Below are 12,590 nucleotides of genomic sequence, written 5' to 3'. Positions count from 1 at the left end.
GGCCCCACCAGCCGGGGCCGTCTTCGTATCCATCCCCCTTCAGGAGAACCATGAACCCCACAGTCACGCCCGCCCCCGGGCTGCTCCTGCCCACCGCCGACCTGCCGCCGTCGTTCAAGTGGGGCGTCGCCACGTCCTCGTACCAGATCGAGGGCGCCGTCGCCGAGGACGGCCGAACACCGTCCATCTGGGACACGTTCTGCCGCGTGCCCGGCGCCGTGGTGGGCGGCGACAACGGCGACGTCGCGTGCGACCACTACCACCGGATGCCGCAGGACGTGGCGCTGATCAAGAGCCTGGACGTGGACACGTACCGGTTCTCGGTGGCGTGGCCGCGGGTGCAGCCCGGCGGCCGGGGCCCGGCGAACGAGGCCGGCCTGGCGTTCTACGACCGGCTGACCGACCAGCTGCTGGCCAACGGCATCGACCCGTGGGTCACCCTCTACCACTGGGACCTGCCGCAGGAGCTCGAGGACGCGGGTGGCTGGCCCAACCGGGACACCGCGTACCGCTTCGCCGACTACGCGATGCTGGTCTTCGACAAGCTCAGCGACCGGGTGGACAACTGGACCACGCTGAACGAGCCGTGGTGCTCGGCCTGGCTGGGCTACTACGTGGGCGTGCACGCACCGGGCCGCAAGAACTTCGGCGACGCCATCTCGGCGGTGCACCACCTGCTGCTCGGCCACGGCCTCGCGACCCAGCGGATGCGGGCGGCGGCGACGCGCGAGATGAAGTTCGGCATCACCCTCAACATGGGTACGGCGGACCCGGCCACGGACACGCAAGCCGACCGGGACGCGGCCCGCCGCGCCGACGGCATGGGCCTGCGCATCTACCTGGACCCGCTGCGCAAGGGCGAATACCCGGCGGACATGGTCGAGGACCTGGCGGCGCGCGGCACGGCGTTCCCGGTCCAGGACGGCGACCTGGAGGTCATCTCGACGCCGTTCGAGGTGCTCGGGGTGAACTTCTACTTCGGGCAGGACTTCAGCGGCACCGATGAGCAGGGCAACACCCACGACGCCGACGGGCACCCGGTGGTGCGGGCGGTCCTGCCGGGTGGTCCGCGTACGGCGATGAACTGGCCGATCACCGCGGAACGCTTCACCCGGCTGCTGGTCCGGCTGCACCGCGACTACCCCGGCCTGCCGATGGTGATCACGGAGAACGGCGCGGCCTTCGACGACAGCGCCGACGCCGACGGGAACGTGGCCGACGATGACCGGACCGCGTACCTGGCCGAGCACATCGCGGCGGTGGCGGCGGCCCGGGAGCAGGGCGCGGACGTGCAGGGCTACTTCGCGTGGTCGCTGATGGACAACTTCGAATGGGCCGAGGGCTACGCGAAGCGGTTCGGCATCGTGCACGTCGACTACGACACCCAGGTGCGTACGCCGAAGCAGTCGGCCCTCTGGTACCGCGACACGATCAGCCGGGTCCGCGGCAGCTGACGGGGGTGCGCCGGTGCGGCGATCGCATGGTCGCCGCGCCGGCGTGGGTTGCTCAGCCGCGGCCGCGGCTCAGGGAGCGGCGGTGGGCGGCGCGGGACGGTGGGGTCGTCGGGCCCGGGGTGGCCGGGAGGCCGCCGTCGGCGAGCAGCCGGGCGATCGGCAGGGTGGCCGCGCCCATCGCGACCGCGTCCGGTCCCAGCTGACACAGGTCGATCCGGGTCCGCGAGTACGGATGCCGCAGAGCGTTTCGCGCAGCTGCGTCACGAATGTCGGGAAGAAAGCGCTCTCCGAGAGCCAAGCCGGCCGGCCCACCCAGCACAATGCGCTCCGGCGAGAAGAGATTGATGAGCCCCGCGATGCCGGCGCCCAGGTAACCCACGGTCTGCGTGATGACGGCCTGGGCCGGCTCGTCCAGCGCACCGTCGGCCGCGAGCATCCGGGTGAGCAACTTCGGGTCGGGCTGCTGACCGGTCGCCGCGGCGAGGCGGGCGATCACCGTCTCCGACCCGATGTACGCCTCCAGGCAGCCCCGCGCCCCGCACCGGCAGACGTCGCCGTCGTACACCAAAGTGGTGTGGCCCCACTCCCCCGCGTTGCTGAACGCGCCGCGATAGCCGCGCCCGTCCATCACGACCGCCGCGCCGACGCCGGTGCCGACCATGACTATCACCGCGTGCCGCGCGCCCCGGCCCGCGCCGAACCACATCTCGGCCTGGCCCAGGGTCTTCGCGCCGTTCTCCACGAACACCGGCACGTCGGTGCCGGCCCGCAACATCTCGCCCAGCGGTACGGCGTCCCAGCCCGTCGTCTGCGAGTGCACGACCGCCGAACCGGTCGAGTGGTCCACGACGCCCGGTACGCCCACGCCGAAGCCGAGCACCTCGGAACGCTCGACGCCGGCCTCGGCGATGACCGCCGCCAGCCCCTCCAGCAGCTTCGCCGCGGTCACCTGGGGGTCGGGGCCGTCGTCACCGAGCGAGAACTGGGCCACGCCGAGGCGGGACATCGCCAGGTCGTACAGCTCCACCAGCAGGCGGGTCTCGCCCACGTCGGCGCCGGCGACGTAGCCGTACCCGGGGGCCACCCGCAGCAGCGCCCGGGGCCGCCCGCCGTCCGAACCGACCAGGCCGGCCTCTTCGACCAGGCCCTCGTCGATCATCTCGCCGATCAGGTTGCTCACGCTGGCCTGGCTCAGCGCGGTCGTGTCACCGAGCTCCTGGCGGCTCTGCCGGCCGCCGTGGAACAGGTCCGTGAGGAGGCTGGCCCGGTTCGCGCGGCGGACGTCCCGCACCGTCGTACGCCTGGTCTCCAACCCCTACCGCCTTCGCATTCAGCCCCGTCGACCTGCCATCTAACGCTATGCCACTGACATCATGTGGCACGGGCGGCCCGGAAACCACCTCGTGACCTGGCCAGGGCTGGGATACGGTCGGCGCCGTGAACGAATATCAGGTCCTGAACCGCGCCAACTGGGACGAGCGCGCGGCAGCCCACGCGGCGTCCAAGGACTACCGCGTCGCCACCTTCGCCGACGACCCGGCGCACCTCAGCGGTGTGGTCCGCTTCGACCTGCCGCTGCTGGGCGACATCCGCGGCCTGCGCGGCGTGCACCTGCAGTGCCACATCGGTACGGACACCGTGTCGCTCGCCCGCCTCGGCGCGACGATGACCGGCGTGGACTTCTCCCCGGCGTCCCTGGCCGAGGCCCGGCGCATCGCGGAGCAGGCCGGCACCCCGGTGGAGTACGTGGAGTCGGATGTCTACAGCGCGCCGGAGAAGCTGGAACGCGGCAGCTTCGACCTCGTGTACACGGGCATCGGGGCGCTCTGCTGGCTGCCCGACATCCGTCGCTGGGCGCAGGTCGTGTCCGAGCTGCTGCGCCCGGGCGGCCGGCTGTTCATCCGCGAGGGTCACCCGGTGCTGTGGGCGCTGGCCGACCCCCGGCCGGACGGCCTGCTCACGCTGGAGCACCCGTACTTCGAGCAGCCGGAACCGACGGTCTGGACCGAGGGCGGCACGTACGTCGAGACGGACGCCGAGTTCGTGCACAACACCACCCACGAGTGGAACCACGGCCTCGGCGAGACCGCCACCGCGCTGATCGAGGCGGGGATGGCGGTGACCGGGCTGACCGAGCACCTCTCCGTGCCGTGGGAGGCGATGCCGGGCCAGATGCGGCAGTTGGACAACGGAGAATGGCAGCTCACCGACCGTCCGCAGCGGCTGCCGCACAGCTACACGTTGCGGGCGGTCCGGGCCTCCGTTTAAAGATCGAAGCATTCGGGGTATCTCGCGGCCAGTCCCCACGACCTAGGAGCCTCGATGCGCGCAGGATCAATCGGCGGAGTCATCCTCATCATCTGGCTCGTCCTCGGCGCCGTTGCCGCGTTCGAGCGTGGTTACTTCAAGGACACGGGCGACGCGAGCTGTGCCGAGGCCGGCACGGTCGTCGTCACGGTGGTCGCCGGCCCGCTCAACTGGCTGGGTGTGAACCCGAAGATCACCTGCGACATCCCGGAGCCCTCGAAGTAGACCAGCCCACCTCTGCCGGACGCCGCCGCCACCCCACCCGGGGTGCCGGCGGCGTTCTGCTGTCCGACGCGGGCCCGGTCGTGGTCAGCGCACCCAGGGCGGGCTGATCGACGAGCCGTCGGCGAGCGTCGCCTCGAGCCCGACGGTGGTCGTCACCCAGGCGGTCGCCGGCGCGCCCGAGGTGTTGTCCAGCGCGAAACTCGCCCCGGCCGGCACGAAGGCCACGTCGCCCGGGCGTACCGCCGCGCCGACCCCGTCGATGGTCGCCGTCAGCTCACCGGCCAGGACGAGCAGCACCTCCTCGCGGTTCACCCGGTGCGGCACCCCGGTCGTGCCGGCCGCGACCTCCAGCCGCCAGGCGCACAGCTCACTGCTGCCCGACGAGGGCGCAACGAACGAGTTGAATGTGGCGCCGTGCAACTGATGCGCGACGGCGTCCTGCTCACGAACGACGGACATGGTGTCTCCCCAAGTAGTCAAGCTGCTTGTCTAAATAGTCAAGCAGCTTGACTGATCTGTCAAACTCGTTCACGTGGACCGCGATCTCCTCGACCTGCCGGTGCTGCTGCTCAACGCGGCCGGCGCCCTGGTGGACGCCATCGACGCGGGCGTGCGCGCCCGCGGCTTCGCCGACCTGCGCCCGGCGCACGGCTTCGCCTTCGCCCGCCTGTCCCACGACGGCGCGACGGTGAGCCAGCTCGCCGAGCACCTGAGCATGACCAAACAGGCGGCCAGCCAGCTGGTCGAAGAGCTCGTGACCAAGGGGTACGTGGAACGCCGCCCGCACCCGGCCGACGCCCGCGCCCGCCTGATCGTGCTGTCCCCGAAAGGCTGGGCGTGCACCCGGGCCGCGGACGAGGCCGCCATCGAGGTGCTGCGACCCTGGGTGGACGCCCTCGGCCCGCACCGCCTGGCCGCCCTGCGCGCCGACCTGTCCCGCATCGCCACCCCGGGCCGCCTGCGACCCACTTGGTGACCGCGCCCCCGATTACTTTCGCGCGCCTGATCCGTACTCCTGGAAAGCCCACCGAACAGGAGACCCGCGATGCCGAACCTGCAGGCCGAAGTACAGGCGGAACGTACTGAACAGGCCGATCTGCTCGCCACGCTGACCCCGGAGCAGTGGAACGCCCCGACCCTGAGTGCCGGCTGGCGCGTACGAGAAGTCATCGCCCACACGACCGCACCGTTCCACATGTCGCTCGGCCGTACCGTTTGGGAACTGGCCAAGGCCCGCGGCGACATCAACCGGATGGCGGACCGCCTGGCCCGCCGCGACGCCGCCCGGCTGTCGCCGGCGGAACTGCTCACCGCACTGCGCGACAACATCACCCACCCGTGGGCGCCGCCCGGCGACGGGCCGCGCGGAGCGCTGTCCCACGACCTCATCCACGGCCTGGACATCACGGTCGGCCTCGGCCTGGACCGCCGGCCACCGCCCGAGCGCGTCGCGCTCGTGCTGGCCGGCCTGCGACCCAAGAACGCCAAGTTCTTCGGCGCGGACCTGACCGGGGTACGCCTGGAAGCAACGGACCTGGACTGGGTGTACGGGACGGGTACGCCGTTACGCGGACTGGCCCAGGACCTCCTGCTCGTGGTCTGCGGCCGGCACCTGCCCCCGGGCCGGCTGACGGGCGAGAGTGCCCCTCGGTTCAACTCGCCCGCCCTCCGGTGAGGGTCTGCGCTGCTGCACTACAGCGTGGTCAGCACGCTTGGCGGAACTCGCTACCGTGAACGACGGGTGACGCCTATCCGCTGGGTGGTGAGCGATGCGGCAGGAACTCCGGACACGAGCATCGAAGATGGCCGGTGGAGCCTTCACCGGGGTTGTCATGCTGGCGATCGTGGCCTTCTGGGCGGTCGTGGCCGTCTTCATCTGGCAGGCGCTGAAACCGTACCGGTTGCTGGTGGTGGACCTGTGGGAGCTCATCCCGCCCGGCGCCCGCGGTGAGGTCGGGCTGGGGCTCGCCATCGCGGGCGGGATCCTGCTGCTCCTCTTCGTCATCCTGGGCATCGTCAGCAAGGACACGCCCGTCCGGCCCAGCGGCGGCAGCAGCACCAGCAGCCGACGCACGTCCGTCGGTGTCGACTTCGACGGGGCGGACATTGACGTCTCCGGCATGTAGTAGACATTGCTCGACTTCGATTTTACGGCCGGGCCCTGGCGTGTCCTGACAGGACCGTCCTACCGTCGCTGCATGGTGTCGCGTCGATCTGTCCTGCGGGCTCTGCCGCTCGCCACGGCCGCGCTGGTTGCCCGGAAGCTCCCCGGCCGGCCGGCTGCGACAACGGATCCGGCTGCCGCCGAGGGCGCCGCGATCGCCGTACGGGGCTTCACCGCCGACCTCTACCGTTCGCTGAGCTCGGCCGCCGGCGACGGCAACGTGGTCTGCTCGCCGTACTCGGTCGCGCTCGCCCTGGCCATGACCAGAGCGGGCGCCGGCTCCACCACCGCGGACGAGATGGACGCCGTGCTGCACGCGCCGCAGCCGCGTCCCGGCGCGCTCGACAGCGGCCTCAACGCCATCGACCAGGCGCTGATGGGGCGGTACCAGGACGGGGACGGCACCAAACAACCCAGGCTGGCCACGGCGAACGCCCTGTGGACGCGACTCGGCCTCGATCTGGAGCCGGCTTTCCGGGACACGCTGGCCGGCTACTACGGCGCCGCGCCGCACCCGGTCGACTTCCGTGGCGCGACGGACGAGGCACGTCAAAGGATCAACACCTGGGTGTCGGACCGGACCAACGCGAAGATCCCGGAGCTGTTGCAGTCCGGTTCGGTAAGCCCCGACACCACCCTGATCCTGACGAACACGACCTACCTGCGGGCGGCCTGGACGTACCCGTTCAGCGCCCCGGCGACCGTGGCCGCGCCGTTCACCCGCGATGACGGCCGGGTCGTCGAGGTGCCGATGATGCGCGGGCCGTTCGACCCGATGGGGTACCTCGAAGGGGACGGGTGGCGGGCGGTCGACGTGCCGTACGCCGGTGGCGGCCTGGCCATGGCCGTCGTCCTGCCGACCCGGGACGATCTCACCGCGGTCGAGGCGCACCTCGACGAGGCGTGGCTCGGGGCCCTGCTGCGCGGATTCCGGTTCCAGCCGGTCCAGCTGCGGCTGCCGAAATGGACGTTCCGCCTGCCGGCCCAGCTCGGCGGCCTCCTGAGCGAGCTCGGCATGCCGACCGCGTTCTCGTCGCGGGCGGACTTCACCGGCATCAGCACCGAGCCGTCCCTGCGGATCGACGACGTGGCCCACGAGACCTTCATCGCGGTGGACGAGAAGGGCACCGAGGCGGCGGCCGCGTCGGCGGTCATCGTCCGGCCGCCCTCGATACCCCAGGGGCCGGACTTCTTCGTCGACCGCCCGTTCCTCTACGTCATCCACGACCGCTCCAGCGGCGTACCGCTGTTCCTCGGCCGGGTCCACGACCCGCTGGTCACCGCGCCTGCCTGAGCTCACCCCCGGGGTTCCGGCGGCCGGCCTCCGCGCCTTGCCGGACGACGATCAGCCGGCTGGGCACCGTCAACGCCGCGTACAGCCCGGCCATCCGCAGGGCCAGGGCCCGGTGCGGGTGCGGGTGGCCGTGCCGGGTGAGCCGCGCCAGCCAGCGCCGCTCCAACTGCCGGCCCGCCACGGCGACGCCGACCGAGGCGGCCACGGCGGTGGTCAGCACGCCGACACCGACGGCACCCGCCAGGACAGCTCGCCGACGCAGCGACGGATCATCCTCGGACGGATCGTCGGCCGGCAGCTGGATGCCGACATCCACGTAGGGAAGTCCGGAGCCGGCCCCCGGGACGGCGGGCTCGTCGGTGCTCGCGGCGGCAGAACGGGCGGCACGAATCCCCGGAATCGCCACGGCGGCGGTGACGGCCGCCACCGCACCACGAGCGAGACGGCGACGGGCCGGGGGCAGCTCGGCGGCGGCAACCCAGGCGCCGACAGATGCGACGTCGAGTCCCGCGTCGGCGAGCGTACGCAGGTACGGGCGCCAGGCGGCGCCGGTCGGGATCTTGGTCATCGCTCGACGGTAGAAGCCGCAGTCCACCGCCTACGCGGGATCGGTCAGGGCGGCGGTGATGGCACCGGCCCACTGACGCAGCATGTCGGGGTATCGCGCGGCGAAGGTCCGCAGATCCTCCGCGGCCGACGCGGTCAGCGCCGTCAGCTCGTAGGTGACCTTGACGTCGCTGGTGCCGACGGCATCGTCGGCCAGCTCCACAGTTACGGTGCCGGCGTTGACGTCCGGGACCACCCGGGCGTAGCGGATGCGGCGGCCGGGCGTCCGGTCGGTCACCACCCAGGTGGTACGGCGCCCGTTCGCGTCGGTCTCGAAGACCGTTCCCGGTGCGGATTCGTCGGCCGGGTCGGCCGGGAAGCGGGGCAGCCACCCCGTCACCCATCGCTGCTCCCCGCGCGGGGTGAACAGTTCGAACGCGCGCTCGGGCGGAAGCGGGACAGTCAGCCGGCCACTCAGGACGACGTTCACCGTTCCTCCTCGCTGTGGGCATCGGCCGCGGTCAGGGTGAGTCCGTAGACCTCCCGGAGCTGCTCGATCTTGGCGAGGGTCTCGGGTGAGAACGGGGTCCGGCCCTCGAACGCGTGCAGCGCCATGCCCTCGACCAGATCGCCGAGTGAGAGGTCGAGGTATTCGGCCAGGCCCTTGAGCACCTTCAGCACCGTCCGGTCGAGCCGGAGGCCGGTCTGGACACGATCAGCTGTTACCACGGTACCAAGGTAACACAGCCCGCACGTCCACCACCGCCTGAGCGCGGACGAACCGGCGGTGACGCGTATGGTCGGGCGGTGAATCCGGCTGACCTGCAGGGCCTTCGCTCGGGAGACCTCGAGACCCGCGAAGCACATGTGCACCGCCTGCTCGACCGGGCCAGGACGCAGGGTGACGAATCAGCCATCGCGGCGCTGCACGCGCTGGTCCGCGACTACCGGGATTTCCACCGGTCGTTGTATTCGCGGGCGATGAACCAGGCGGCCGTCTTCGCGGACAGCGCCCTGGCGGAGCCGTTGCTGGCCGCGCTCGCCGACACCCGCTACAACTGCCAGGCGTGGGCCGCGATGGGCTGCGCGGCCATGGACATCCGGGCCGCCGTACCGCAGCTCGTCACGCTCCTCGACCACTCGCAGTGGATCGTCCGGGGTGAGACGGTGACCGCACTCGGCCGGCTCGGCGACGCCTCGGTCGTACCGTCGCTGCAGCCGTTGCTCGGCGACGAGGCCGACTGGCTCCGCCAGCGGACCGCCGACGCCCTGGCCCGCATCGGCGGCGATGCGGCACTGGAGGCCCTCTGGCACGAGTTCGAGAACCGCCGGTTTCCCCGGATCGGCTACGTGGCCAGCACGCTGGCGTTGTTCGCACCCGAGGTGGTGCCCCGGCTGCTGGCCGCGACCGACAGCCCGGACCCGAATCAACGCTACTGGGCCGCCGTCGCGCTCGGCTCAACGGGCGACGACCGGGCGGTCCCAACCCTGGAACGGCTGATGGCCACCGACCGCGGCACAACGGTCTTCGACGGCGAAGTGCGCGCCGCCGCGAAGAAAGCCCTCCGCACGCTGCGCCGCATCCAGACAGCGATAGCAGAACGAGAAAGCGCCGAGGCTTGACGAACGCCGTGAGGCAGCAACCGACGCTGTTCCTGACCGTGGGACTCCCGTGCACGGGGAAAACAACTGCCGCCCGGCGCATCGAAATGGAACAGGAAGCCCTGCGTCTGACCAAGGACGAATGGATCAAGGCGCTCTACGGGGACGAGAACCCGCCGGCGGCCGGCGACGTGATCGAAGGCCGACTGATCCAGATCGGCCTGCGCGCCTTGGAACTGGGCAACAACGTCGTGATCGACTACGGCCTGTGGAGCCGGGACGAGCGCTCCGCGCTACGCCAGGCAGCAGCAGACCGGGGCGCCACCGTGGAAATGCTGTACTTCGAACTCTCCCCCACCGAGCAGCGGCGACGAGCTGATCAGCGCCAGGCCGAAGCGCCCCACACGACCTGGCCCATGTCCGACGAGGAACTCACCGAGTGGGCCGCCAGAATCGAGATCCCCACCCAAGCCGAACTCGACGGCACCGAACCCATCGGCGATCCTCCACCCGGCTTCCCGACCTGGGACGCCTGGCGCACCCACCGCTGGCCCCCGTCAGTCCACTGAGCCTGTCACCCGGTGGGGTCGCAGCGCGGCCTGGTCAGGACTTTCCAGGCTTTGAGGGTGGCATGGGCGCGCTCGCCGAGGCGCGGATTCGGGCGTGAGCTTGGCGAAGGTCACCAAGGTCCTTCGGCCGCGACAACCGACCCGGCCGGTCAACCGAGTGGCGGCCCACGAGCCGCCGTTCCGGGCCGGTGACGACGGGTGGCGGCGGCCGTCGACTTACTTCGGGTAGGCCGGCGGGCGGTGCTGTATCAGGTGCCGGTCGGTGGTGCGCTCATCGCCGCCGCCAGGAACGTGATCGCCCAGCCCCGGGCCGCCTCACCCGATCCGGAGTTCGACGGGCGCTGGTTGTAGAGATTGACGCGGTCCACAGCGGTCACGGCGAGGATCCCGCGCATCCGGAACCACAGCTCCTCCGCGGGCAGGCCAGGCAGCGCGTGTCCGAAAGCGGCGACGAAGCGGTCGCGAACCGTGTCCTCGTCCCGATGCTGATCGGTGCCCCCGACGGCCGCCCCAACCCGCGCCTGGAACAGATCATGCAGGCGTTCCGCACGACCGGAATCCGAACCAAGGCCGAGCCACAAATGGACGCCTGGCTGACCACACACGCCGCCTTCGAGGTACCCCTGACCCAAGCCGCGCACGCAGCCGGCGGCCCAGCCGCACTGGCCGCCGACCGAAAAGTGGTCCGCGCCATGCTCCACCACATCGAAGAAAACCTGTCCGCCCTGCCGACGCCGCCAGTCCCACGCGCCTTCGCCGCACTGAAGACACTCCCGGAAGCCCTCCTCGTGCCCTTGCTACGAACCTTCCTCCGCAGCAAAACGGCCACCCAAAGCGGCCTGAGCGACACAACACCCACCGCAACAGCCGAACACAACCACCTAGCCAAGCAACTGCAAAAACGCGCCAAGGAATGACGCGAAAGCCGGGCGAGGAAGACAAGCCTCGCGCCCGACCCCCGCTCAACCATCGAGCGTCCCAAGCGGACACACGCAGCTCGAGACGCGTCTGGGTTCTGAGATGCGGGTCGAGACCCGTCCGGGGTACGGGCCAAGGCCCCTCCGGGGGGTGCGCGTTGAGGCGCGTCTGGGTGCGGATCGAGGTGAGACCGCGAATGGGACGCGGGTCGGGGTGAGTCCGAGGTCGGGTCACAGGTTCAGGTGAGGCCGAGGATGGATCGCAGGCTCAGGCCAAGCCGAAGGCGCGTCGCAGGTCCAGGCAAAGCCATGGGCGCGTCCCAGGATCCAGGCAAAGCCAACGGCGCATCGCAGGGTCCAGGCAAAGCCAAAGGTGCACCGCAGGTCCAGGCAAAGCCAAAGGCGCATCGCGCAGGTCAGGCAAAGCCAACGGTGCACTGCAGGTTCAGGCAAGCCCAAGGCGCGTCGCGCAGGTTCAGGCGAAGCCAAAGTGCATCGCAGGTTCAGGCAAAGCCGAAGGTGCATCGCAGGTTCAGGCAAAGCCGAAGGTGCACCGCAGGTCCAGGCAAAGCCAAGGGTGCATCGCGCAGGCTCAGGCGAAGCCGAAGGCGGATCGCAGGCTCAGGCGAAGCCGAAGGCGGATCGCAGGCTCAGGCGAAGCCGAAGGCGGATCACAGGCACAGGCGAAGCCGAAGGCGGATCACAGGCACAGGCGAAGCCGAAGGCGGATCACAGGCACAGGCGAAGCCGAAGGCGGATCGCAGGCACCGGCGAAGCCGAAGGCGGATCACAGGCACCGGCGAAGCCGAAGGCGGATCACAGGCACAGGCGAAGCCGAAGGCGGATCACAGGCACAGGCGAAGCCGAAGGCGGATCACAGGCACCGGCGAAGCCGAAGGCGGATCACAGGCACAGGTGAAGCCGAAGGCGCGTCGCAGGCTCAGGCGAAGCCGAAGGCGGATCACAGGCACAGGTGAAGCCGAAGGCGCGTCGCAGGCTCAGGTGAAGCCGAAGGTGGATCGCAGGCTGAGGTCATGCCGAAAGCGCGCCGCAGGCACAGGTGAAGCCGAGGCCGGATCGCAGGCTCAGGTGAGGCTCCCGTTGAATCAAGCCCCGGCGGCATCGCCAAGCGCGACACGCGACCTCATCGCACCCCAAACGCTCCCGCACCGCAACCGGCGAGGTGCGTACGCAAGACCCACCACTCAGGCCGGCCTGCCCGACAAGAATCTCCTGCAATGACCACAGCGCGGCAGCCAGACCCCGAACCGCAAGGGGATCACGAACGAAGCCCTGCAACCAGCAGCGAGCAACCAAGAACAAAGCCGGAACAGGAAACCATGCAAGGTTGGGGGGGGGGGGGGGGGGGGGGGGGGGGGGGGGGGGGGGGGGGGGGGGGGGGGGGGGGGGGGGGGGAGAGGGGGGGGGGGGGGGGGGGGGGGGGGGGGGGGGGGGGGGGGGGGGGGGGGGGGGGGGGGGGGGGGGGGGGGGGGGGGGGGGGGGGGGGGGGGG

General features: G+C 71.0%; 16 protein-coding genes. 10 read left to right on the top strand and 6 right to left on the bottom strand.

Annotation, left to right across the window (positions count from 1 at the left end; genetic code table 11):
• Nucleotides 1-50: 50 nt before the first annotated feature.
• The gene (locus ACZ6S4_RS43945; RefSeq protein ID WP_465480583.1) at nucleotides 51-1,454 is read left to right on the top strand and encodes a GH1 family beta-glucosidase; all 1,404 of its coding nucleotides are present in this window, start codon (nucleotides 51-53) and stop codon (nucleotides 1,452-1,454) included.
• Nucleotides 1,455-1,506: 52 nt separating this feature from the next.
• Here ACZ6S4_RS43945 and ACZ6S4_RS43940 read toward each other — a convergent pair whose 3' ends face one another.
• Complete coding sequence (locus ACZ6S4_RS43940) at nucleotides 1,507-2,766, bottom strand: ROK family transcriptional regulator (RefSeq protein WP_465480582.1); 1,260 nt, start codon at nucleotides 2,764-2,766, stop codon at nucleotides 1,507-1,509.
• A gap of 125 nt (nucleotides 2,767-2,891) precedes the next feature.
• Here ACZ6S4_RS43940 and ACZ6S4_RS43935 point away from each other — a divergent pair, with 125 nt between their 5' ends.
• Both ACZ6S4_RS43935 and ACZ6S4_RS43930 read left to right on the top strand, forming a co-directional pair.
• Nucleotides 2,892-3,722: a class I SAM-dependent methyltransferase gene (locus ACZ6S4_RS43935; protein ID WP_465480581.1), complete on the top strand. Its 831-nt coding sequence runs from the start codon at nucleotides 2,892-2,894 to the stop codon at nucleotides 3,720-3,722.
• 54 nt (nucleotides 3,723-3,776) lie between these two features.
• Nucleotides 3,777-3,986, top strand: a complete 210-nt coding sequence (locus ACZ6S4_RS43930) for a hypothetical protein (protein ID WP_465480580.1) — start codon at nucleotides 3,777-3,779, stop codon at nucleotides 3,984-3,986.
• 84 nt (nucleotides 3,987-4,070) lie between these two features.
• On the opposite strand, the gene ACZ6S4_RS43925 is transcribed toward ACZ6S4_RS43930, so the two are convergent.
• On the bottom strand, nucleotides 4,071-4,445 hold the full coding sequence (locus tag ACZ6S4_RS43925; protein WP_465480579.1) for a cupin domain-containing protein: 375 nt from the start codon (nucleotides 4,443-4,445) through the stop codon (nucleotides 4,071-4,073).
• Between the two features lie 73 nt (nucleotides 4,446-4,518).
• Here ACZ6S4_RS43925 and ACZ6S4_RS43920 point away from each other — a divergent pair, with 73 nt between their 5' ends.
• The 4 genes from ACZ6S4_RS43920 to ACZ6S4_RS43905 all read left to right on the top strand — a co-directional run bounded on the left by ACZ6S4_RS43920 (nucleotide 4,519) and on the right by ACZ6S4_RS43905 (nucleotide 7,444).
• Nucleotides 4,519-4,962, top strand: coding sequence for a MarR family winged helix-turn-helix transcriptional regulator (locus ACZ6S4_RS43920; RefSeq protein WP_465480578.1), 444 nt, complete (start codon nucleotides 4,519-4,521; stop codon nucleotides 4,960-4,962).
• Nucleotides 4,963-5,031: 69 nt separating this feature from the next.
• Complete coding sequence (locus ACZ6S4_RS43915; RefSeq protein ID WP_465480577.1) at nucleotides 5,032-5,661, top strand: maleylpyruvate isomerase family mycothiol-dependent enzyme; 630 nt, start codon at nucleotides 5,032-5,034, stop codon at nucleotides 5,659-5,661.
• Between the two features lie 127 nt (nucleotides 5,662-5,788).
• A complete protein-coding gene (locus ACZ6S4_RS43910) occupies nucleotides 5,789-6,112 on the top strand; it encodes a hypothetical protein (RefSeq protein ID WP_465480576.1) in 324 nt (107 codons plus the stop codon).
• A gap of 72 nt (nucleotides 6,113-6,184) precedes the next feature.
• Nucleotides 6,185-7,444 carry a serpin family protein gene (locus tag ACZ6S4_RS43905; RefSeq protein ID WP_465480575.1) on the top strand — a complete coding sequence of 420 codons (1,260 nt, stop codon included), beginning with the start codon at nucleotides 6,185-6,187 and terminating at the stop codon, nucleotides 7,442-7,444.
• Here the strand turns inward: ACZ6S4_RS43905 and ACZ6S4_RS43900 are convergent.
• The 3 genes from ACZ6S4_RS43900 to ACZ6S4_RS43890 are packed head-to-tail and all read right to left on the bottom strand — an operon-like array spanning nucleotide 7,428 to nucleotide 8,719.
• Nucleotides 7,428-8,012: a hypothetical protein gene (locus ACZ6S4_RS43900; RefSeq protein ID WP_465480574.1), complete on the bottom strand. Its 585-nt coding sequence runs from the start codon at nucleotides 8,010-8,012 to the stop codon at nucleotides 7,428-7,430. The two genes, ACZ6S4_RS43905 and ACZ6S4_RS43900, sit on opposite strands and share 17 nt — an antisense overlap.
• Nucleotides 8,013-8,042: 30 nt before the next feature.
• Nucleotides 8,043-8,480: an SRPBCC family protein gene (locus ACZ6S4_RS43895; RefSeq protein WP_465480573.1), complete on the bottom strand. Its 438-nt coding sequence runs from the start codon at nucleotides 8,478-8,480 to the stop codon at nucleotides 8,043-8,045.
• A complete protein-coding gene (locus ACZ6S4_RS43890; RefSeq protein ID WP_465480572.1) occupies nucleotides 8,477-8,719 on the bottom strand; it encodes a hypothetical protein in 243 nt (80 codons plus the stop codon). Before ACZ6S4_RS43890 ends, ACZ6S4_RS43895 begins: the two co-directional genes overlap by 4 nt.
• Before the next feature lie 78 nt (nucleotides 8,720-8,797).
• Between ACZ6S4_RS43890 and ACZ6S4_RS43885 the strand changes: the two genes are divergently transcribed.
• On the top strand, nucleotides 8,798-9,613 hold the full coding sequence (locus ACZ6S4_RS43885) for a HEAT repeat domain-containing protein (RefSeq protein WP_465480571.1): 816 nt from the start codon (nucleotides 8,798-8,800) through the stop codon (nucleotides 9,611-9,613).
• Entirely contained in the window at nucleotides 9,610-10,161 is a 552-nt protein-coding gene (locus ACZ6S4_RS43880) for an ATP-binding protein (RefSeq protein ID WP_465480570.1), read from the top strand. Before ACZ6S4_RS43885 ends, ACZ6S4_RS43880 begins: the two co-directional genes overlap by 4 nt.
• 248 nt (nucleotides 10,162-10,409) lie before the next feature.
• Here the strand turns inward: ACZ6S4_RS43880 and ACZ6S4_RS43875 are convergent, their stop codons facing one another.
• The gene (locus tag ACZ6S4_RS43875; protein ID WP_465480608.1) at nucleotides 10,410-10,583 is read right to left on the bottom strand and encodes a hypothetical protein; all 174 of its coding nucleotides are present in this window, start codon (nucleotides 10,581-10,583) and stop codon (nucleotides 10,410-10,412) included.
• Nucleotides 10,584-10,595: 12 nt separating this feature from the next.
• Between ACZ6S4_RS43875 and ACZ6S4_RS43870 the strand changes: the two genes are divergently transcribed.
• Nucleotides 10,596-11,078: a hypothetical protein gene (locus tag ACZ6S4_RS43870; RefSeq protein ID WP_465480610.1), complete on the top strand. Its 483-nt coding sequence runs from the start codon at nucleotides 10,596-10,598 to the stop codon at nucleotides 11,076-11,078.
• The last annotated feature ends 1,512 nt before the right edge of the window (nucleotides 11,079-12,590 follow it).

Source organism: Actinoplanes sp. NPDC051405, assembly GCF_055586185.1.
This window is presented reverse-complemented; position numbering and strand designations above follow the sequence as displayed.